We start from the raw sequence: 19496 nt of genomic DNA, 5'->3' as shown, positions 1-19496 counted from the left end.
AGTAATGACAAAGCACGACGAACTTGCGTGAGGCTTTGCAACATAACCGCTATAATCGCCGCCTTTTCATCGGGCTATACGATTTCTGACATGAGCCAATCCAGCGACCTGATTCAATCGGCACAACGCACCATCCAACTCGAAGTGGAGGCCGTACAAGGCTTGTTGCCCCATATCGACGCCGATTTCGTACGCGCTTGCGAGATGATTCTGGCCAGTAAAGGCCGTGTAGTGGTGGTCGGCATGGGCAAGTCCGGGCACATCGGCAACAAGATTGCCGCGACCCTGGCCAGCACCGGCACTCCTGCTTTTTTTGTCCACCCGGCAGAAGCCAGTCATGGCGACATGGGCATGATCACTCGCGATGACGTGATCCTGGCCCTGTCGAACTCCGGCTCGACCAATGAAATCGTTACCCTGCTGCCGCTGATCAAGCGTCTGGGCATCCAGCTGATCAGCGTCACCGGCAACCCGCAATCGCCGCTGGCCAAGGCTGCCGAGGTCAATCTCAACGTTCACGTCGAGCACGAAGCCTGCCCGCTGAATCTGGCGCCGACCTCGTCGACGACAGCGGCACTGGTCATGGGCGATGCATTGGCCGTCGCGCTGCTGGAAGCACGCGGTTTCACTGCCGAAGACTTCGCATTCTCCCACCCGGGCGGCGCGCTCGGTCGTCGTCTGTTGCTGAAAGTGGAAAACGTCATGCACGCCGGGCAGGAATTGCCGCAAGTACAACGCGGCACATTGCTTAAAGACGCATTGATGGAAATGACTCGTAAAGGTCTGGGCATGACCGTCATCCTTGAAACTGACGGTAAACTGGCCGGGATCTTCACTGACGGCGACTTGCGCCGCACGCTGGATCGCAGCATCGACATTCGCAGCGCCACCATCGACCAGGTAATGACGGCCCATGGCAAGACTGCACGGCCAGAGATGCTGGCCGCCGAAGCCCTGAAAATCATGGAAGATCACCGAATCAACGCACTGGTTGTTGTGGACGATGAAGATCGCCCGGTCGGCGCCTTCAACCTCTCCGATCTGCTGCGCGCAGGAGTCATGTAATGAGTAACGATCTGCTGCAACGCGGCAAAGCGATCAAGCTGGCGGTTTTCGACGTCGACGGCGTCCTCACCGACGGGCGCCTGTATTTCCTTGAAGACGGCAGCGAATTCAAGACTTTCAATACCCTCGACGGCCAAGGCATCAAAATGCTGATGAACGCCGGTGTGCAGACCGCTATCATCAGCGGCCGCAAGACCCCAGTGGTCGAGCGTCGAGCGAAAAACCTGGGGATTCCCCACCTGTTTCAGGGTCGTGAAGACAAATTGGTTGTTCTCGACGGTCTTCTTGAGCAACTGGGCCTAAGCTACGAAGAGGTTGCCTATCTCGGTGACGACCTGCCCGACCTGCCGGTGATCCGCCGTGTAGGCCTGGGAATGGCCGTGGCCAACGCTGCCGATTTCGTCCGCGAACACGCCCATGGCGTCACCCGCGCCCGTGGTGGCGAAGGCGCCGCCCGCGAATTCTGCGAATTGATCCTGCGCGCCCAGGGCCGCCTCGATGCGGCCCACGCCGCGTACCTGTGAGCCAAACCATGTTCAGCAAAAAATTTCGCAACTTCCTGCTGTTTGGCTGTATCGCGGCGATATTTGCCGCGGTGGGCTACTGGAACATCAGCCCTGAACGCTTTCTCGACAAACCGCCGGTTACGTCGATCGAGACACCTATCGACTGGTATGCAACCAACACGCATACCCTGCAATACCTGCCGGATGGCAAAGTGCAGTATGAAATGACCTCCGAAAAGGCCGAGCACGTGAAGGCAACCGACGTCACGCTCGTGACCAAACCCGACCTGAACATGTACCGCGGAACGGAATTTCCGTGGCACGTGACCAGTGAGCGCGGCGAAGTGAACTCAGGCGGCACCGAAGTCGAACTGATCGATTCGGTACGCGTTGCGCGCACCGATGAAAAGAAGCGTGACATCCTGATCACGTCCACGCGCATGACCGTGTTCCCGCAGCAGGAATATGCGCAGACCGAGCAACCCGTTAGAATCGACGGCGCTGGCGGTGTATCGACTGGCGTTGGAATGAAAGCGTACCTGAAGGAAAGCAGGATACACCTGCTATCGAACGTAAGAGGACAGTATGAGGCTCGTTAAAACCCTCCCTATTTTGCTCAGTCTGGGCGCAGCACTGGGAAGCGTGAGCGCCTGGGCTCTGCCGAACGATCAGCAGCAACCTATCCGCATTCAAGCCGACGACGCCCAACTGGACGACAAAAACGGCATCGCCACCTATAAAGGTGATGTGATCATCACCCAGGGTTCGATGATCGTTAAAGGCAACACGGTGACCATCACCCGCACTCCGGCCGGCGATATCGACGTCGTTACGTCGGTGGGCAACCTTGCCTACTTCGAACAACTGCAGACCGCTGGCGACACCAAGCCTGTACAGGGCTGGGGCGTGACGATCCAGTACCACGCCGCGCAAAACCGCGTTGTGCTGATCGACAAGGCCAAGGTTGTCGACAAGGACAACAACACGACTCAAGGCGAGAAAATCGTCTATGACACCGTGAAGAAACTCGCCAGCGCCGGTCGCGCTACCGGCAGCAAGGTCACCGAGGCGCGTCCGCGCATCGACATGGTGATCCAGCCGAAGAAGAAAACCGACGAGAAAACCCAGTAATGGCAACTCTGAAAGCTCAGCACCTGGCCAAGGCCTATAAAAGCCGCCAGGTCGTGCGTGATGTCAGCCTGTCGATCGACAGCGGCCAGATCGTCGGCCTGCTCGGCCCGAACGGTGCCGGCAAGACGACCTGCTTCTACATGATCGTCGGCCTGGTGCAGGCCGATCAGGGCCGCGTACTGATCGATGACCTGGACGTCAGCCACCAGCCAATGCACGGCCGTGCAAAAGCCGGCATCGGCTATCTGCCGCAAGAAGCGTCGATCTTCCGCAAACTGTCGGTGGCAGACAACATCATGGCCATCCTCGAGACCCGTCAGGAACTCGACAAGGCCGGACGCCGCAAAGAGCTGGAAAGCCTGCTGCAGGAATTCCACATCAGCCACATCCGCGACAACCTCGGTATGAGCCTGTCCGGTGGTGAACGTCGCCGCGTGGAAATCGCTCGCGCGCTGGCAACGGCACCGAAATTCATCCTGCTCGACGAACCGTTTGCCGGTGTCGACCCGATTTCGGTCGGCGACATCAAGCAGATCATCCACCACCTCAAGGCCAAAGGCATCGGTGTATTGATCACCGACCACAACGTCCGTGAGACGCTGGATATCTGCGAAACCGCTTACATCGTCAACGATGGCCAGTTGATTGCCGAGGGCGATGCAGAAACCATCCTGGCCAACGATCTGGTCAAGGAAGTGTATCTGGGCCACGAGTTCCGCCTGTAAGCGCAACAGTGCCCGGTGCGCCGCCCGGGCGCTGTATCGATTCAAGCAGGATTTAATACGCTTTAATTGTTACAGCGCTCTAGGCAAACACTTCAGTTTCAGGCATATAATTTGCTTAAGTTTGGCGCTCCGGCGCCCTGTAGTGGATGGCGCATAGCGCCGGCGAATAAGGTGTTAAGCCCCTGCCATGAAACCATCGCTAGTCTTGAGAATGGGCCAGCAGCTGACGATGACACCGCAGCTGCAACAGGCCATCCGCCTGCTCCAATTGTCGACCCTGGATCTGCAACAGGAAATCCAGGAGGCTCTGGAATCCAATCCGATGCTCGAACGCCAGGAAGAAGGCGAGGACTTCGACAATTCCGACCCCATGGCCGACAACGCCGAACAGAAGCCCAACACCGAGATCCAGGAGCCCTCGTATCAGGAAACCGCACCGACGGTGGACAACCTCGAGGACGGCGAATGGAACGAGCGCATCCCCAACGAGCTTCCGGTCGACACGGCCTGGGAAGACGTCTACCAGACCAGCGCCAGCAGCCTGCCCAGCAGCGACGATGACGAGTGGGACTTCACCACACGCACGTCCGCCGGCGAGAGCCTGCAAAGCCACCTGCTGTGGCAACTGAACCTTGCACCGATGTCCGACACCGATCGCCTGATTGCCGTCACTTTGATCGATTGCATCAACAATCAGGGCTACCTGGACGAAACCCTCGAAGAGATCCTTGAGGCGTTCGATCCGGAGCTGGACATTGAGCTGGACGAAATCGAAGCCGTCCTGCACCGCATCCAGCAGTTTGAACCGGCCGGCATCGGCGCGCGCAATCTCGGCGAGTGCCTGCTGCTGCAATTGCGCCAGTTGCCTGCCAAGACTCCATGGCTGGCAGAAGCGAAACGCTTGGTCAGCGATTACATCGATCTGCTCGGCAGCCGCGACTACAGCCAGTTGATGCGGCGCATGAAGCTCAAGGAAGACGAACTGCGCCAGGTCATCGAGCTGGTGCAAAGCCTCAATCCCCGTCCGGGCTCACAGATCGAGTCCACTGAAGCCGAATACGTCGTCCCTGACGTGATCGTGCGCAAGGACAACGAACGCTGGCTTGTCGAGTTGAACCAGGAGTCGGTACCACGCCTGCGCGTCAACGCCCAGTACGCTGGTTTCGTTCGCCGCGCCGACACCAGCGCCGACAACACTTTCATGCGCAATCAGTTGCAGGAGGCTCGCTGGTTCATCAAGAGCCTGCAGAGCCGCAACGAAACCCTGATGAAAGTTGCCACCCAGATCGTCGAGCATCAGCGCGGTTTTCTGGAGTACGGCGACGAAGCGATGAAGCCGTTGGTCCTGCATGACATCGCCGAAGCGGTCGGCATGCACGAATCGACGATTTCACGGGTGACCACGCAGAAATTCATGCATACCCCGCGCGGTATTTATGAGCTGAAATACTTTTTCTCCAGCCACGTCAGCACTTCCGAAGGCGGCGAATGCTCGTCCACGGCGATCCGCGCGATCATCAAAAAACTGGTTGCCGCGGAAAATCAGAAAAAGCCGTTGAGTGACAGCAAGATCGCTGGTTTACTGGAGGCACAAGGCATTCAGGTGGCTCGCCGCACCGTCGCCAAGTACCGCGAATCCCTCGGGATCGCGCCTTCGAGCGAACGCAAGCGGTTGATGTAAGCCACGTTACAGCGTTCCAGTGGCAGGCTATCCAGCCTGCCGCTTTATGCACTGGCAACGAAGGAGAAGCTGTATGCAAGTCAACATCAGTGGACACCAACTGGAAGTGACCCAACCTCTGCGTTCCTATATCGAGGAAAAGCTCCAACGACTGGAGCGACATTTCGACAAGATCACCAACGTGCAAGTCACGATGTGCGTCGAAAAGCTGAAGCAGAAAATCGAAGCCACCTTGCATATTCCCGGCAGCGAAGTGGTCGCCAACGCAGAAGATACTGATATGTATGCTGCGATCGACTCACTGACCGACAAGCTGGATCGCCAACTCAAAAAGCATAAGGAAAAGACCCAGAGCCTCCTCCAGGGCGCGACCGGTCGATAACCCCCCATTCCATGATCCGACTTGAAAATATCCTGACCCCCGGCCGTTCCCTTGTGAACGTGCCGGGCGGCAGTAAGAAGAAAGCCCTCGAACAAATTGCCAACCTGATCGCCCGCGAAGTGCCGGATCTGGAGATGCAAGATGTCTTCGAGGCGTTGATTGCCCGTGAAAAACTCGGTTCCACCGGTTTTGGCAACGGCATCGCCATTCCTCACTGCCGTCTCAAGGGGTGCCAGTCGCCTATCAGCGCCTTGATGCACCTTGATACGCCAATCGATTTCGACGCCATCGATGGCGCTCCGGTTGACCTGCTGTTCGTATTGCTGGTCCCGGAAGCCGCCACCGATGCACACCTGGAGTTACTGCGCCAGATCGCCAGCATGCTCGACCGCAAGGATGTGCGCGATAAACTGCGTAACGCCAAGAGCAACGAAGCCTTGTATCAGGTTGTCCTGGACGAGCAGAACGGGCACTAATCATGCGCTTGATCATCGTCAGCGGCCGTTCCGGCTCGGGTAAAAGTACGGCTCTGGATGTCCTTGAAGACAACGGCTATTACTGCATCGACAACCTGCCCGCAGGCTTGCTGCCGGAACTGGCCGAACGCGCGCTGATTCACACTGAGCTGGCGCAACCGCTGGTGGCCGTATCGATCGATGCGCGCAACCTGCCGAGTCATCTGACGCGCTTTCCCGAGTTGCTTGAAGATGTCCGGGCCAAGCACATCCAGTGCGATGTCCTGTATCTGGACGCCGACGAAGAAACCTTGCTCAAGCGTTTCTCCGAAACCCGCCGCCGCCACCCGCTGAGCAACGCCAATCGCTCGCTGGCCGAAGCGATCCAGGATGAAACCGCCCTGCTCGGCCCGATTGCCGACCTCGCCGACCTGAAAATCAACACCACCAACCTCAACCTGTACCAGTTGCGCGACAGCATCAAGCTGCGCCTGCTGAATCAGCCCGAGCCGGGCACAGCGTTTCTGGTCGAGTCATTCGGCTTCAAACGCGGCATGCCGGTAGACGCGGATCTGGTATTCGATGTGCGCTGCCTGCCCAATCCCTACTGGAAGCCGGAACTGCGTGCGCAATCAGGTCTTGATGCGCCGGTGGCCGAGTACCTCGCGGCGCAGCCGGAGGTCGAAGAAATGTTCCAGGACATTTTCACCTACCTGCACAAGTGGCTGCCGCGCTTCGCTGCGAGCAACCGGGCCTACGTCACCATTGCCATTGGCTGCACCGGCGGGCATCACCGCTCCGTCTACCTGACTGAACGACTGGGTCAGGCCCTGCAGAAAACCCTGAAGAACGTCCAGGTTCGCCACCGCGACCTCACTTAAAGGATTCACACCGCGATGCCTGCTCTGGAAATCGAAATCATCAACAAGCTGGGCCTGCATGCCCGCGCGTCGGCCAAGTTCGTTGGCGTGGCCGGGCAGTTTCCGGATTGCTCGATCAGAGTGGGCCGCACGCCAGAGACCACGGTCGATGGTAAAAGCATCATGGCGATGATGATGCTGGCGGCTGGCAAGGGCACCAAGATCCATTTGAGTACTGAAGGGCATCAGGAACAGGAAGCGCTGGATGCGCTGGTGGCGCTGATCAACAACTATTTCGACGAAGGTGGCTGACAGCCAAAATCAAAAGATCGCAGCCTTCGGCAGTTCCTACCGGGAACGCATTCCAATACAGGAACTGCCGAAGGCTGCGATCTTTTGACCTTCTTCAACCCAACGCCGTATCCATCACCATCATCAAACAAAATCCGATCAACAGGCCAAGACTGGCCAGTTTGTCATGACCATGACGTCGTGATTCCGGGATGACCTCGTGAGTCACCACCAGCAACATTGCCCCCGCCGCCAGTGCCAGACCTAATGGCAGCAGCACCTGCGCCAGACCGACCAGCCACGCACACAGCAACGCAAACACTGGCTCGACCAGCCCTGATGCCGCGCCGATCAGGAACGCCTTGACCCGCGACATCCCCGCCCCGGCCAATACCAGCGCAATCACCAGACCTTCCGGCACATCCTGCAGGGCGATGCCCATGGCCAGACTGTCCGCATCCGGCATGCCGCCACCGGCGGAAACGCCAACGGCCATGCCTTCAGGAATGTTATGGGCAATGATGGCGAACACGAACAGCCAGATTCGTGGCGGAATCACCGGACGCTCCGGCGTACCCACCAGCATTTCAGGCGAGGCTCCGGACAACTGACGATCGACCAGGTACAACCCGAACGCACCGAGCATGATGCCGAAACAGATCAGCCCACTGGCGCCCCACGGTGTCAGGTCAAGGCTTTCCGCGGCGGCAATGCCCGGCACGATCAACGAAAACGCCGTCGCCGCCAGCATCACCCCGGCGCCAAAACCCAGCAAGGTATCGCTGAGTGCCTGTGGCATGCGCCGAATCACCAGCACCGGGACGGCACCAAGCGCCGTGCCGAGGGCGCAGATCGCGCCGCCCTGCAACGCCCGCGAAAGCCTCGGCTCGAGATTCAGCCATTCCAGCCCGTGGGCGACCAGCAAGGTCATGCCCGCCAACAGCAACAGCGATCCCACTGCGTAACGAAACATACGCCCACTTCCGATCGCCAGTGTTTCAGTGCCCATAGTCAGCCTTGAATTGTTTTTATAGAAGACTTAAACCAGTGCGGCCTGATAGCGCGCAGCCACTTCAGGCCAATTGATCACGTTGTAGAACGCATTGATGTATTCCGGACGCCGGTTCTGATAACGCAGGTAATAGGCGTGCTCCCAGACGTCGAGACCGAGAATCGGCGTGTTGCCGTTCATCAAAGGGCTGTCCTGATTGCCGCTGCTTTCCACGATCAGCTTTTTCTCCGGGGTCACGCTGAGCCAGGCCCAGCCGCTGCCGAAACGGGTCAGCGCGGCTTTGGTGAAGGCTTCCTTGAAGCTGTCGAGACCGCCCAGTTGTTCATCAATCGCCTTGGCCAGCGCGCCGTCCGGTTTACCACCGCCGTTTGGCACCATCACTTCCCAGAACAGCGAGTGGTTGGCGTGACCGCCGCCCTGATTGATCACTGCCGCACGGAGCTTTTCCGGCAGATCCTTAACGCTGGCGACCAGTTTTTCAACCGGCCACTCTGCGTATTCAGTGCCCTCTACGGCGGCGTTTAAGTTGTTGATGTAAGTCTGGTGATGCTTGGTGTAGTGAATCTCCATGGTCTGCGCATCGATATGCGGTTCGAGGGCGTCGTAGGCGTAAGGCAAGGCAGGCAAGGTAAAAGCCATTTCAATGGACTCCAAGGTGATGTGGGGCAGGCGCGCGGCGCGCATTGCCGGTATCCGGGTGCAGCAGACGCTGGGTGCGCGGGTATTCGCCGTGTTCACTGATGAAATTCAGCAGCTCGACGTAGGTCTTGCTGCTCTGGCGCAGCGCTGCTTCACGCAATGCCAGACGCTGACGTTCGTCCTGCATGGTCTGCAACAGTCGTTGATGGATCGCGCAGAGGTATTCGGCACTCTCCTCCGGCTGGTTCAGGCGCAGGTGCAGATCCGCGAGGTTGTGGTGGGAGATGACGCAGGCCGCCACCGCTTCGTCGGCATCCGCCCAGCGTTCGAACAACACTTGCGCCAGGGCCAGGGCTTGCAGGTAAGCCTCACGGGCGTCGATCAATTCGCCGAGCATGAAGCAGCGATTGGCCCGTTCGATCGTGCGTTTCCAGTGCTCCATGGTGAGCCTCCAAAGCGGTTGCGGGGTTTACACGCCGCCGGCGGTGAGTTTCTCGGGATTGAGCAACTCTTCCAGTTGGCTGCGCGACAGGTCGGTGTGTTCCAGAGCGACGTCGATCACCGCGCGGCCTTCCTTGTAGGCCTGCTTGGCGATCTCGGCGGCTTTCTGGTAACCGATGATCGGGTTGAGCGCGGTGACCAGAATCGGGTTGCGCGACAACGCTTCTTTCAAGCGCGACTCATTGACCTTAAAGCTGGCGATGGCCTTGTCGCCAAGCAGGCGGCTGGAGTTGGCCAGCAGTTCGATGCTGCTCAACAGGTTTTGCGCGATGATCGGCAGCATCACGTTCAATTCGAAATTGCCCGACTGGCCGGCGATGGTGATCACCGAGTCGTTGCCGATCACTTGCGCGGCGACCATGGCGGTGGCTTCCGGGATCACTGGATTGACCTTGCCCGGCATGATCGACGAGCCCGGTTGCAGGGCTTCCAGTTCGATTTCGCCGAGGCCGGCGAGCGGGCCGGAGTTCATCCAGCGCAGGTCGTTGGCGATTTTCATCAACGACACAGCGGTGGCCTTGAGCTGGCCAGAGACGGCGACGGCGGTGTCCTGCGAGCCGATCAGCGCGAACAGATCCTTGCCCGGAGTGAATTGCACGTCGGTCAGTTGGCTCAACTGGCGACTGAAACGTGCGGCGAACTCAGGATGCGCGTTGATCCCGGTGCCGACGGCCGTGCCGCCCTGCGCTAGCGATTGCAGGCTTGGCAGCAAGTCTTGCAGGTGGCCGATGTTGGCCTTGAGCTGCTGCGCCCAACCGTTGAGCACCTGGCTCATGCGCACCGGCATCGCGTCCATCAAATGTGTGCGGCCGGTTTTGACGTGGTGATGCTCTTGCGCGGCCTTGTGCTCGATCACTTGCACCAGGTGCAGCAGCGCCGGCAGCAGTTGTTCGTGCAGGGCCAGCGCAGCGCTGACGTGAATGGTGGTCGGGATGATGTCGTTGCTGCTCTGACCGCAGTTGACGTGATCGTTGGCGTTGACCGGCTCACCGAGCAGGCGGCTGGCCAGGGTGGCGATCACTTCGTTAGCGTTCATGTTCGAGCTGGTGCCGGACCCGGTCTGGAAGATATCCACCGGAAAGTGCTGCATGAAATCGCCTTCGAGCAGGCCTTGCGCGGCATCGCTGATGGCTTTACCTTCCGCGGCTGTAATCTGATTGAGCTCGACGTTGGCGCGAGCTGCGGCGGCTTTGGCGAGGATCAGTGCGCGAATGAATTGCGTCGGCATCGGTTTGCCGCTGATCGGGAAGTTATCCACTGCGCGCTGGGTTTGCGCGCCGTAGAGAGCGTCTACCGGCACCTGCAGTTCGCCCATGCTGTCGCGCTCAATACGTGTCTTGGTCATCGGTAAATCCTTGGACTAATTCAATGAGAGGAATCGAGGGAAGCAACTCGCAAGTGGCGAGCTGCCAGGTGTACCGCTGCCAGCGTTTAAGCCGGCATTTGCACAAAGAGAGGCGTTCCATTTCACGCAACGGGCGCCAGGCTTGATCAAGACAGAGGCTGCGCCAGTGCCACGGCAAGGCGATGTCGGTGGCCGTGTCGAACAGCAAACGGAAGGAGGTTTCGGCGACCGTCCAGGGTGAGGTCGCGGTGCAACAAGACAGGTATCGGCCTTCGGCCAGGTAATGTTCGATCAGGCGCGGCTCGTCAGGATCCATCGCGCAACGGATCTGGCGACTCATCCAGCGCCAGCTTTCGAGGTACGGCTGCTCGTGCAAGGCAGAACTCATGATCCGGGGCTCATCCGATAATGAGATTTATTATTAGATGATAATGAGAACCAAAACAAGAGCGCTTGATGACACACACTTCATTGTGGGAGCGAGCCTGCTCGCGAAGGCGTCGTGTCCGTCGCCGCTGCGGTCGACTGTTAAATCGCTTTCGCGAGCAGGCTCGCTCCCACAGGTTTTTGTGTGGAGACAAGAAAAAAGGCGCGCCACCCGATTAGGTGGCGCGCCTTGTGTATGACGGCTGGAGCTTAGCTGCCCGCGACAGTCATCCGTTCGATCAACACCGAGCCGGTGCGAATGTTGCTGCGCAGCTCCAGGTCATTACCCACCGCAACAATCTGCTTGAACATGTCACGCATGTTGCCGGCGATGGTCACTTCCTGCACCGCGAACTGGATTTCGCCGTTTTCGACCCAGAACCCCGCCGCCCCGCGCGAATAGTCGCCGGTAACCATGTTCAGGCCATGGCCCATCAACTCAGTAACCAACAAGCCACGGCCCATTCGCTTCAACAGCGCCGCCTGGTCTTCGTCGCCATGGGTGACGAACAGGTTGTGTACGCCGCCAGCGTTGGCAGTGCTCGGCATGCCGAGTTTGCGCCCGGAGTAAGTGCCGAGGATGTACGACACCAACTCGCCCTTTTCGACGAACGGTTTAGCGTAAGTCGCCAGACCGTCACCGTCATACGAAGCGCTACCCATCGCACGCATCAAATGCGGCCGCTCGTCAATGGTCAGCCATTCCGGGAACAGCTTCTGCCCCAGCGAGCCCTCAAGGAACGACGATTTGCGATACAGGCTGCCACCGGATACCGCCGAGAGGAAACTGCCAAACAAACCGCCCGCCAGCTCTGCGGAAAACAGTACCGGCACTTCACAAGTCGGCACCGGACGTGCGCCGAGACGGCTTGCCGCCCGTAGCGCAGCACGCTGACCGATGCTCACCGGATCGGCCAGCAATTGGCCCTGGCGGCTCACGTCGTACCAGTAATCGCGCTGCATCTGGCCATCGGCCTCGGCGATCATCACGCAGCTCAGGCTGTGCCGGGTCGACGCGTAACCGCCGATGAAACCGTGGCTGTTGCCGTAAACGCGGCAACCCTGATGGGTGCTGAGCGTGGTGCCATCGGCGTTCTTGATCCGCGAATCGGCGTCGAATGCTGCCGCCTCACAGAGCAGAGCTTTCTCGATGGCTTGCTCCGGAGTGATATCCCATTCATGGAACAGATCGAAATCCTGCTGCTCGCGGGCCATCAGCGCAGCGTCAGCCAGACCCGAGGCTTCGTCTTCCGAGGTATGTTTGGCAATCGCCAGTGCGGCCGCGACGGTTTCGCGAATGGCGTCCGGTCCGGTGGCAGAGGTGCTGGCCGAGCCTTTTCGCTGGCCCACATACAGCGTGATGCCAAAGCCCTGATCACGGTTGAATTCTACCGTTTCGACTTCGCGCTGACGCACCGAGGTCGACAGACCCTGCTCGAGCGACACGGCTACTTCGCAGGCGCTGGCGCCCTGACGCTTGGCTTCGGCGATGATCTGCTCGACTTGTTCCTGCAGTGCCGGCAATGCCTGCGGGCCGACGCTTTCAACTGCACTCATGCTCATCTCCACTCAAATTCTGCTTTCGGCTGGGGCCATCGAGCGACCGGGCCGGACAAGCGGCCCCCGACTGGTTATCATGGCGGCGTTTCTTTGCGGACTGCCACCATGGTTGATTCTTACGACGACTCCCTCGATACGGGAGAAAAAAGCAAATCTCAGGTCAAACGCGAGCTGCATGCTCTGGTTGACCTTGGCGAGCGCCTTACAACACTCAAGCCTGACTTGATCGCAAAACTGCCACTGACCGACGCGATGCGCCGTGCCTTGGCCGATGCGCCCAAGCACACCGCGAACATCGCGCGTAAACGGCACCTGCAGTTCATCGGCAAACTGATGCGCGATCAGGACACTGACGCGATTCTCACGCTGCTCGATCAACTCGATGCCTCCACTCGCCAGTACAACGAGCGTTTCCACAATCTCGAACGCTGGCGTGATCGTCTGATCGCAGGCGACGATGCCGTGCTGGAGAAATTCGTCGTCGAGTACCCGGACGCCGATCGCCAGCAATTGCGCTCCCTGATCCGTCAGGCTCAGCACGAGGTTGCGCAAAACAAACCTCCTGCTTCCAGCCGCAAGATCTTCAAGTACATCCGTGAGCTGGACGAGACTCAACGCGGTCTGCGTTGATATTCGCCACCGGGTGGTCGCCCTGCGCACCACCCGAAGCTCCACCTCTTCTTATGCGCCCGTGCCACCCACGGTGATCGCATCGATTTTCAGCGTCGGCTGACCCACGCCTACCGGCACCGACTGCCCATCCTTGCCGCACGTGCCCACACCGCTGTCCAGCGCCAGATCGTTACCGACCATCGACACCCGGCTCATTGCCTCAGGGCCGTTGCCGATCAACGTCGCACCTTTGACTGGCGCGGTGATCTTGCCGTCTTCGATCAGGTACGCCTCGCTGGTGGAGAACACGAACTTGCCGCTGGTGATGTCGACCTGACCGCCGCCGAGGTTGGCGCAGTAGATGCCCTTCTTCACCGAAGCAATGATTTCCGCCGGATCGCTTTCGCCGCCGAGCATGTAGGTGTTGGTCATGCGTGGCATCGGCAGATGCGCGTAAGACTCGCGACGACCGTTACCGGTACGAGCCACCCCCATCAGACGCGCATTGAGCTTGTCCTGCATGTAGCCCTTGAGTACGCCGTTTTCGATCAGCGTGGTGCACTCGGTCGGGGTGCCCTCGTCGTCAACGCTCAGCGAACCGCGACGGCCGCTCAAGGTACCGTCATCGACAATGGTGCAGAGCTTCGAGGCAACCATTTCACCCATGCGCCCGCTGTAAGCGGAACTGCCCTTGCGGTTGAAATCGCCTTCCAGACCGTGACCGACGGCTTCGTGCAGCAGCACGCCAGACCAGCCCGAGCCCAGTACCACCGGCAACGTACCGGCCGGTGCCGGAATTGCTTCAAGATTCACCAGCGCCTGGCGCAACGCTTCGCGGGCATAACCCATGGCGCGGTCTTCGGCGAGGAAATAACGGTAATCGGTACGCCCGCCGCCGCCATGCCCGCCACGCTCGCGACGGCCATTCTGCTCGACGATGACACTGACGTTGAAACGCACCAGCGGGCGCACATCCGCCGCCAGGCCGCCGTCGGTGGACGCCACCAGAATCCGCTCCCAGACGCCAGCCATGCTGACGCTGACCTGCTGAATACGCGGGTCAAGCGCGCGGGTAGCCACATCGATACGCTTGAGCAGTTCAACCTTCTCGGCGCGGCTCAGCACTTCCAGCGGGTTGTCCGGCGCGTACAGTTGCGCGACATCCTGCGTGGTGAACGCCTGCACCGTGCCGTTCTGCCCGGCGCGGGAGATCGAACGCGCGGCTCGGGCGGCTGCGCCGAGGGCCTCGAGGGTGATCGCGTTGCTGTAGGCAAAACCGGTTTTCTCACCGGACTGCGCGCGGACGCCGACACCTTGGTCGAGGTTAAAGCTGCCTTCCTTGACGATGCCGTCTTCCAGCGCCCACGACTCGGAAATCTGGCCCTGGAAATACAGGTCGGCGGCGTCGATGCCGGGGCCGGCCAGATCGCCGAGCACGCCTTGCAGGCTCTCGATCGTCACGCCACCGGGCGCCAACAGGTGATCACTGACTGAGGACAACAACTCGCTCATAGGTTTACGCCTTAAATTCGTGTTCTGAAGCAGGCCGCTGTGCGCCCTGCGAGAAAAACCGCCGATGACTGGTCACCGGCATTCGCGCCCTGATGGACGCTTGTTCAATACTGTCGCGTTCGGCCAACAACACCGCTTCGCCTTGATCCTGACTCGCCAGCACGCGGCCCCACGGGTCGATAATCGCCGCATGGCCAAAGGTTTCGCGCGGTCCCGGATGGGTTCCGCCTTGTGCTGCGGCCAGCACATAACATTGGGTCTCGATGGCCCGTGCGCGAATCAGCACATCCCAATGCGCGGCGCCGGTCACCGCAGTAAAGGCCGACGGCGCGGTAATCAATTCGGCACCGGCGGCGCGCAACTCGCTGTACAGCTCGGGAAAGCGCAAGTCGTAGCACACGGTCAGACCGAGTCGGCCGACCGGCGTATCGGCAACGACGACGCCACTGCCATAAGCATAGTCATCGGATTCGCGGTAACGGCCGCGATTGTCCGCCACATCGACATCGAACAGATGCAGCTTGTCATAGCGTGCAACGATTTCGCCCTGATCACCGACCAGCAGCGAGCAGGCATTGGACTTGGCCATTGGTTGATCCACCGGCGGCAACGGCAAAGTGCCGGCCACTATCCATAACTTGAGGTCGCGGGCGGTCTGTTTCAACCATGGCAGGATCGGCCCTTCGCCAAGCGCTTCGGCGCGACCGATGTCAGCGACGTCACGACGGCCCATGGCAGCGAAATTTTCCGGTAGCACCGCGAGCTTCGCACCGCCGGCCGCAGCCTGCTCGAGCAGGCGCCGGGCCTGGACCAGATTGGCCAGCACGTCGCTCTGGCTGACCATTTGAATCACCGCTAAAGACATGGCGAACTCCGCAAGAGGTATGCGGCCATGCTACTCCATCGGTTCAGGGGCTGGCTGTTCAAAAAGGCTTGTCAAAGGTGATTTTCGGCTCTTTCCAAGGGCCTTTGACGGTGTACTTCACACTGGCAAAGCGCGCCACACGGTCACCGATCAACTTGTCGATGAGGAACAACGCACCGCCAACCGCCGGTGCACCGACAATCAGCGCAGCGATGGGCAGGTTATTGGTCACCGGCAACGTCACCAGCAACTTGGCGTCGACCTGGTCACCGACCAGATCCAGCGTGCCGTCCAGCTCAAGGTTACTTGAAGGGCCGGTCAGGCGAATCGGCTCGCGGGTGACATACACACCATTGTTTGCCACCAGCAGACCTTTGACCCGGTCGTAGCTCAAGCCTTTGCCGAACAGGTCGGAGAAGTCCAGACGCAAACGCCGGCCGATAGAGTTGAAGTTGAGCAGCCCAAACACCCGCAACGCCTGTGCGCCACCCTCCACTTCAACGAACTGGCCTTTGTTCAACGACGCATCGAGGGTGCCGGAGAAGCGCTTGGTCGCCAGCCATGCCGGCGAGCCCGGCCAACGGCCATCGACGTCCATGTGGAATTCTTCGCTGGTCACGCTCGGGGCAAAGCCCCAGCCCTTGAGGACATCGGCGAGGTTTTTGCCGCCGATCCGGCCCTTGAACCAGCTGTTGGTCGCACCCGGCGTGCCTTCCCAGCCGCCGTTGCCCTGCAACAGGATGCCTTTGAGGCCCATGTCGAGTTTGTTCAGGGCGATACCCTTGACAGTCGGCCGTACCTTCAACGACCAGCCGCCGACCAGATCCGGTCCCAGAAACAGTTGATTGACGGTGATATCCAGTGCCGGAATCTTCGTCGGGTCGACCGACACCAACGGATCCGGCGAATTCTCGTCAGCCTGCACCGTCGGGTCCGGCGCCGGCAGTTTCACGTATTGCAGATTAACCGTAATCGGTACGCCCTTGGCGTCCGGCAGGCTTGCCGAGCCTTTCGCCTGCTGGCTGTCGAGGGTCAGATTCCACGCGCCCGGCTTGCGATTGACCTGGACCGACGCCTGATCCAGCGTAGTTCCGAATGCGGTGAGCTTGCCGACCTTGAAATCAGCGCTGTTGAGCAATTGCTTGGCGCTGCCGCCCGGATCCTGCCCGGCGTATTTGTTGACCAGGTCCTGCCACGGCGCGACGTCCAGCTCCGAAAGCACCCCGCGAATCCGCAAGCCCTTGGCGCCCGGCAGCACCGCTTCACCGGCACCGAGGAACAACTCGCCACGGCCCTCGGCAAAATTGCTCGGCGGCGCGGCAAAAGTGAAATTAGCCAGTTGGTCGTAATTGACCCAATAACGCCGCTCCTGCCCCTGCAAGGTCATGCGGAACACGGTATCGCGACCAACATCTGCCGTCATGCCGAACGGTGCCGGCAGATCCACCGCCACACCTTTCATGCTGGAACTGACCATCAACTGGCTATCGGCGCCGTCCAGATTCAACTGCAGTTGATACGGAATCGTCCCTGACACTGGCAATGGCTGCGTCACACCCAGCCAGTCGGTGAGTTTCTTCACTTCGACCTGCCCGGATGCCGCGACCCGGGTTTTGAGCTTGCCGGGGCTGCCATCGGCGAAGATCTGCGCAGTCACCGGTTTGTCGAATGCGCGCGCTGCGATGTTCTGCCCGCTGAGTCCTTTGGCACTGTCAAAACGGAAATCGCCCTTGAGTTGAGTCAGCTCCAGCTTCGGCTCAGCCAGTTTCAACCGCGCATTGGCGGTTTTGAAATCGACGAGGATTTTCGGCTGGTCGCCGCCCTTGTCCAACGGGATATCGAGCTTGAGCTTGCCTTGCAGATCCCCCGCCCCTTCCCAACCGGCGAAGGTCTCACCCGTGCCGATCGGTGCGTCCTGAAGAATTTTCAGGCCATCACCGAGGCCGCCGGCAAACCCGCCGTCGAGATACATGTGCGTGTGTTGCCCGGCCGCTACGTGAGGAATATTGACGAAGACATCGCTGACCTGAGTGTCGAGCAATTGGCCCTTGTCGGCCCAGATCCGCACGCCACTGTCTTCGATGAACACGTCACCACTGACCTTGCTCACGTGCGGCCAGCCTGGCTGAAAGGCCAGTTCAGCGTCGTGCACCTTAAAGAACAGACTGATGCTGCGATCGGCCTCACCGGCGTTTTTGCTCAGCGAGCCCTGATACTGGAAGAAACCCTGGTCGACCGCACCTTTGAGGATTGCCGTACGCAGCCACTCGTCGAGCGCCGGGCTCAAGACTTCTGGCAGGTATTTGGCCGTATAGCGACCATCGCCCTCAACCAGACCGACGCGCAGGTCCATGTAATCTTCCTGGCTATGGTCGAAATGCAGGCGAATCAGGAAGTCGCCGGCAATCTTGCCCTCCTCGCCGAGCACCTTCAGGTATGGAGCGATCAGGGTGAAGCCGTCTTTATCGAGTTTCCAGGTCAGGCGTGCGTTGGCCTGAATGTACTGCCATGGCTTGGCGAAAATCGGGTCCAGGTGGAGGACAAAATCCTTGCTGTCCATGCGCAACTCGCCACCGTCGAGGTTGCCACTGAGGCTACCGCTGACGTTTCGTGCTGCCGGAGCGCCGTGATAGGCGTCGAAACCGACGTTATCCAGATTGGTGGCGAAACTGAATTTGTTGCCATCGGTGGCGTTTGGGCGAAAATCCAGCAGCACGTTACGCAGGCCACCGGTGACCTTCAGATGATCGACGGCCGTGGCGAATCCCTGCGGCAGCGGCCCCAAAGCGTTCAATAGTGGAGTGATCGGGGTCAGATCGAGACGATCCGCCTGCAAGTGCCAGAGCTCGTCCACCTTGTCGGTCGCGCGCGTCTGCTTCAGCTGTACATGCGACTCCCAACGGTTTTCACCGAAACTCATCGCCAGCGAATCGAGGGTAACGGTCGCGCCCTCGGCGCTGTTCTCGTAGTAGGCGTTAAGCGCCAGATTATTGATCTGGATCGGCTTGCGCTCGGCGTAAGCGCCAGTCAGTTGCGGCGCGTTCAAACGGAGCGCCGCACTTTGCAGCGTGCCCTTGGCCCAATTGACCCAAAGTTCGCCGCCAGCCTTGATCTCGGAAAAATTCCACTGTTGGGTCAGACGTTCCGGCAGCCACTTGGACCAGTCGCTTTGCGGCAGACTGGCATACCCCTCCACCACACTGTCCTGCCATTGCTCCGGGCGAATTCGCGTACGCAGACTCAACGCAACAGGCTGGCCATCGGGCAAGGTCAAACGCGCATCGAGCCGCTGACGGCTGGCGCCGGTTTTCAGATTCAGGCCGACATAGGTGAGCGTCAGCGGAGCGTGATCCTGCGGCTGCAAGGTCACCTGACTGTCGAGCACCGACAGTTGTTGAATCATCTGCGAGCGATTGAATAGCTGCTGCGGATCGAGCGGCTGATCGTCTTGCACCGGCAGACCTTCCAGCGCCCAACTGCCGTCTTCGGCCTCCTTGAGGCTGATTTTCAGACCGTTGAGTTCAAGGTGGGCAATGCGTACTTCACGCGCCAACAGACTGGCCCAGAGATCCGGCACTGCTCGCACGTGGTCCAGACGCAACGCATTGGCACCAGCCCCGACCATAACGTCATGAGCCAGCAGGATCGGCGCAAAACCGCTCCAGTTGCCTTCAAGTTCGCCGATCTGTAAGGGCATACCAAGGGCGGCGCTGGCCTTGTCTTCGATGTCGGCGCGGTATTCAGCCACGAGCGGGGTCAGTTCGCGGCCGAGACTGACATATAACGCCATCAACACCAGAACCAACGCGCACAGGCCCAGCCCCCAACGGGTGAGTGCGGCCAGAATGCGTGTCAGACGCTCCATGTCAGATGGCTCCCATGGCAAAAATACTGCGAAAAGCTGAGGCCAGCCGCGGTGGAATAAACG

20 protein-coding genes are annotated in these 19496 nt (G+C 59.8%); 11 read left to right on the top strand and 9 right to left on the bottom strand.

All coding sequences use genetic code 11. The features are described 5' to 3' along the window. Positions 1 to 90 precede the first annotated feature (90 nt). The 10 genes from ACZ0A4_RS28665 to ACZ0A4_RS28620 all read left to right on the top strand — a co-directional run bounded on the left by ACZ0A4_RS28665 (position 91) and on the right by ACZ0A4_RS28620 (position 7117). Positions 91 to 1065, top strand: coding sequence for a KpsF/GutQ family sugar-phosphate isomerase (locus ACZ0A4_RS28665; protein ID WP_463397662.1), 975 nt, complete (start codon positions 91 to 93; stop codon positions 1063 to 1065). Then, a complete protein-coding gene (locus ACZ0A4_RS28660) occupies positions 1065 to 1589 on the top strand; it encodes a KdsC family phosphatase (protein ID WP_116029480.1) in 525 nt (174 codons plus the stop codon). Before ACZ0A4_RS28665 ends, ACZ0A4_RS28660 begins: the two co-directional genes overlap by 1 nt. 8 nt (positions 1590 to 1597) lie before the next feature. Continuing rightward, on the top strand, positions 1598 to 2170 hold the full coding sequence (lptC, locus tag ACZ0A4_RS28655) for an LPS export ABC transporter periplasmic protein LptC (protein ID WP_116029479.1): 573 nt from the start codon (positions 1598 to 1600) through the stop codon (positions 2168 to 2170). Next, positions 2157 to 2702, top strand: a complete 546-nt coding sequence (gene lptA / locus ACZ0A4_RS28650) for a lipopolysaccharide transport periplasmic protein LptA (protein ID WP_463577330.1) — start codon at positions 2157 to 2159, stop codon at positions 2700 to 2702. Before lptC ends, lptA begins: the two co-directional genes overlap by 14 nt. Beyond that, a complete protein-coding gene (gene lptB / locus ACZ0A4_RS28645) occupies positions 2702 to 3427 on the top strand; it encodes an LPS export ABC transporter ATP-binding protein (RefSeq protein WP_008085069.1) in 726 nt (241 codons plus the stop codon). Before lptA ends, lptB begins: the two co-directional genes overlap by 1 nt. A 187-nt stretch (positions 3428 to 3614) precedes the next feature. Next, positions 3615 to 5108 (top strand): RNA polymerase factor sigma-54, encoded by a 1494-nt coding sequence (locus tag ACZ0A4_RS28640; protein ID WP_463577328.1) that lies wholly within the window; start codon positions 3615 to 3617, stop codon positions 5106 to 5108. Between the two features lie 73 nt (positions 5109 to 5181). After that, entirely contained in the window at positions 5182 to 5490 is a 309-nt protein-coding gene (gene hpf / locus ACZ0A4_RS28635) for a ribosome hibernation-promoting factor, HPF/YfiA family (protein WP_007912419.1), read from the top strand. A gap of 11 nt (positions 5491 to 5501) precedes the next feature. Continuing rightward, positions 5502 to 5966, top strand: coding sequence for a PTS IIA-like nitrogen regulatory protein PtsN (ptsN, locus tag ACZ0A4_RS28630; RefSeq protein WP_463577327.1), 465 nt, complete (start codon positions 5502 to 5504; stop codon positions 5964 to 5966). A 2-nt stretch (positions 5967 to 5968) separates the two neighbouring features. After that, positions 5969 to 6826: an RNase adapter RapZ gene (gene rapZ, locus ACZ0A4_RS28625; protein ID WP_038357533.1), complete on the top strand. Its 858-nt coding sequence runs from the start codon at positions 5969 to 5971 to the stop codon at positions 6824 to 6826. Between the two features lie 15 nt (positions 6827 to 6841). Next, positions 6842 to 7117: an HPr family phosphocarrier protein gene (locus ACZ0A4_RS28620; RefSeq protein ID WP_217830968.1), complete on the top strand. Its 276-nt coding sequence runs from the start codon at positions 6842 to 6844 to the stop codon at positions 7115 to 7117. A 94-nt stretch (positions 7118 to 7211) separates the two neighbouring features. Here the strand turns inward: ACZ0A4_RS28620 and ACZ0A4_RS28615 are convergent, their stop codons facing one another. The 6 genes from ACZ0A4_RS28615 to pmbA form a co-directional block, all read right to left on the bottom strand. After that, positions 7212 to 8105 carry a ZIP family metal transporter gene (locus ACZ0A4_RS28615; RefSeq protein ID WP_463577324.1) on the bottom strand — a complete coding sequence of 298 codons (894 nt, stop codon included), beginning with the start codon at positions 8103 to 8105 and terminating at the stop codon, positions 7212 to 7214. A gap of 30 nt (positions 8106 to 8135) precedes the next feature. After that, positions 8136 to 8747, bottom strand: coding sequence for a superoxide dismutase (locus tag ACZ0A4_RS28610; protein WP_141127753.1), 612 nt, complete (start codon positions 8745 to 8747; stop codon positions 8136 to 8138). A 1-nt stretch (position 8748) separates the two neighbouring features. Then, positions 8749 to 9189, bottom strand: a complete 441-nt coding sequence (locus ACZ0A4_RS28605) for a hypothetical protein (protein WP_463577322.1) — start codon at positions 9187 to 9189, stop codon at positions 8749 to 8751. Positions 9190 to 9216: 27 nt separating this feature from the next. Beyond that, positions 9217 to 10593, bottom strand: a complete 1377-nt coding sequence (locus ACZ0A4_RS28600) for a class II fumarate hydratase (protein ID WP_463577320.1) — start codon at positions 10591 to 10593, stop codon at positions 9217 to 9219. Further along, positions 10574 to 10981, bottom strand: a complete 408-nt coding sequence (locus ACZ0A4_RS28595; RefSeq protein ID WP_141127755.1) for a FagA protein — start codon at positions 10979 to 10981, stop codon at positions 10574 to 10576. Before ACZ0A4_RS28595 ends, ACZ0A4_RS28600 begins: the two co-directional genes overlap by 20 nt. Positions 10982 to 11229: 248 nt before the next feature. Then, the gene (pmbA, locus tag ACZ0A4_RS28590) at positions 11230 to 12576 is read right to left on the bottom strand and encodes a metalloprotease PmbA (protein ID WP_463577318.1); all 1347 of its coding nucleotides are present in this window, start codon (positions 12574 to 12576) and stop codon (positions 11230 to 11232) included. 108 nt (positions 12577 to 12684) lie between these two features. Between pmbA and yjgA the strand changes: the two genes are divergently transcribed. After that, positions 12685 to 13209: a ribosome biogenesis factor YjgA gene (gene yjgA, locus ACZ0A4_RS28585; RefSeq protein ID WP_007915377.1), complete on the top strand. Its 525-nt coding sequence runs from the start codon at positions 12685 to 12687 to the stop codon at positions 13207 to 13209. A 51-nt stretch (positions 13210 to 13260) separates the two neighbouring features. Here the strand turns inward: yjgA and tldD are convergent, their stop codons facing one another. The 3 genes from tldD to ACZ0A4_RS28570 are packed head-to-tail and all read right to left on the bottom strand — an operon-like array spanning position 13261 to position 19433. Then, a complete protein-coding gene (gene tldD, locus ACZ0A4_RS28580; protein ID WP_034154473.1) occupies positions 13261 to 14703 on the bottom strand; it encodes a metalloprotease TldD in 1443 nt (480 codons plus the stop codon). A gap of 4 nt (positions 14704 to 14707) precedes the next feature. Then, positions 14708 to 15568, bottom strand: coding sequence for a carbon-nitrogen hydrolase family protein (locus ACZ0A4_RS28575; protein ID WP_463577316.1), 861 nt, complete (start codon positions 15566 to 15568; stop codon positions 14708 to 14710). A gap of 58 nt (positions 15569 to 15626) precedes the next feature. Continuing rightward, on the bottom strand, positions 15627 to 19433 hold the full coding sequence (locus ACZ0A4_RS28570) for a YhdP family protein (RefSeq protein WP_463577315.1): 3807 nt from the start codon (positions 19431 to 19433) through the stop codon (positions 15627 to 15629). Between the last annotated feature and the right edge of the window lie 63 nt (positions 19434 to 19496).

The organism is Pseudomonas sp. AC172 (genome assembly GCF_979258595.1).
The sequence above is the reverse complement of the archived record's forward strand: the minus strand, read 5'-3'. Positions and strand labels throughout refer to the sequence as shown.

Excerpts from the sequence above, each read along its gene's own strand:
- ACZ0A4_RS28665 (WP_463397662.1), top strand. The coding sequence starts at position 91 with ATGAGCCAATCCAGCGACCTGATTCAATCGGCACAACGCACCATCCAA.
- ACZ0A4_RS28660 (WP_116029480.1), top strand. The coding sequence starts at position 1,065 with ATGAGTAACGATCTGCTGCAACGCGGCAAAGCGATCAAGCTGGCGGTT.
- lptC (WP_116029479.1), top strand. The coding sequence starts at position 1,598 with ATGTTCAGCAAAAAATTTCGCAACTTCCTGCTGTTTGGCTGTATCGCG.
- lptA (WP_463577330.1), top strand. The coding sequence starts at position 2,157 with ATGAGGCTCGTTAAAACCCTCCCTATTTTGCTCAGTCTGGGCGCAGCA.
- lptB (WP_008085069.1), top strand. The coding sequence starts at position 2,702 with ATGGCAACTCTGAAAGCTCAGCACCTGGCCAAGGCCTATAAAAGCCGC.
- ACZ0A4_RS28640 (WP_463577328.1), top strand. The coding sequence starts at position 3,615 with ATGAAACCATCGCTAGTCTTGAGAATGGGCCAGCAGCTGACGATGACA.
- hpf (WP_007912419.1), top strand. The coding sequence starts at position 5,182 with ATGCAAGTCAACATCAGTGGACACCAACTGGAAGTGACCCAACCTCTG.
- ptsN (WP_463577327.1), top strand. The coding sequence starts at position 5,502 with ATGATCCGACTTGAAAATATCCTGACCCCCGGCCGTTCCCTTGTGAAC.
- rapZ (WP_038357533.1), top strand. The coding sequence starts at position 5,969 with ATGCGCTTGATCATCGTCAGCGGCCGTTCCGGCTCGGGTAAAAGTACG.
- ACZ0A4_RS28620 (WP_217830968.1), top strand. The coding sequence starts at position 6,842 with ATGCCTGCTCTGGAAATCGAAATCATCAACAAGCTGGGCCTGCATGCC.
- ACZ0A4_RS28615 (WP_463577324.1), bottom strand. The coding sequence starts at position 8,105 with ATGGGCACTGAAACACTGGCGATCGGAAGTGGGCGTATGTTTCGTTAC.
- ACZ0A4_RS28610 (WP_141127753.1), bottom strand. The coding sequence starts at position 8,747 with ATGGCTTTTACCTTGCCTGCCTTGCCTTACGCCTACGACGCCCTCGAA.
- ACZ0A4_RS28605 (WP_463577322.1), bottom strand. The coding sequence starts at position 9,189 with ATGGAGCACTGGAAACGCACGATCGAACGGGCCAATCGCTGCTTCATG.
- ACZ0A4_RS28600 (WP_463577320.1), bottom strand. The coding sequence starts at position 10,593 with ATGACCAAGACACGTATTGAGCGCGACAGCATGGGCGAACTGCAGGTG.
- ACZ0A4_RS28595 (WP_141127755.1), bottom strand. The coding sequence starts at position 10,981 with ATGAGTTCTGCCTTGCACGAGCAGCCGTACCTCGAAAGCTGGCGCTGG.
- pmbA (WP_463577318.1), bottom strand. The coding sequence starts at position 12,576 with ATGAGTGCAGTTGAAAGCGTCGGCCCGCAGGCATTGCCGGCACTGCAG.
- yjgA (WP_007915377.1), top strand. The coding sequence starts at position 12,685 with ATGGTTGATTCTTACGACGACTCCCTCGATACGGGAGAAAAAAGCAAA.
- tldD (WP_034154473.1), bottom strand. The coding sequence starts at position 14,703 with ATGAGCGAGTTGTTGTCCTCAGTCAGTGATCACCTGTTGGCGCCCGGT.
- ACZ0A4_RS28575 (WP_463577316.1), bottom strand. The coding sequence starts at position 15,568 with ATGTCTTTAGCGGTGATTCAAATGGTCAGCCAGAGCGACGTGCTGGCC.
- ACZ0A4_RS28570 (WP_463577315.1), bottom strand. The coding sequence starts at position 19,433 with ATGGAGCGTCTGACACGCATTCTGGCCGCACTCACCCGTTGGGGGCTG.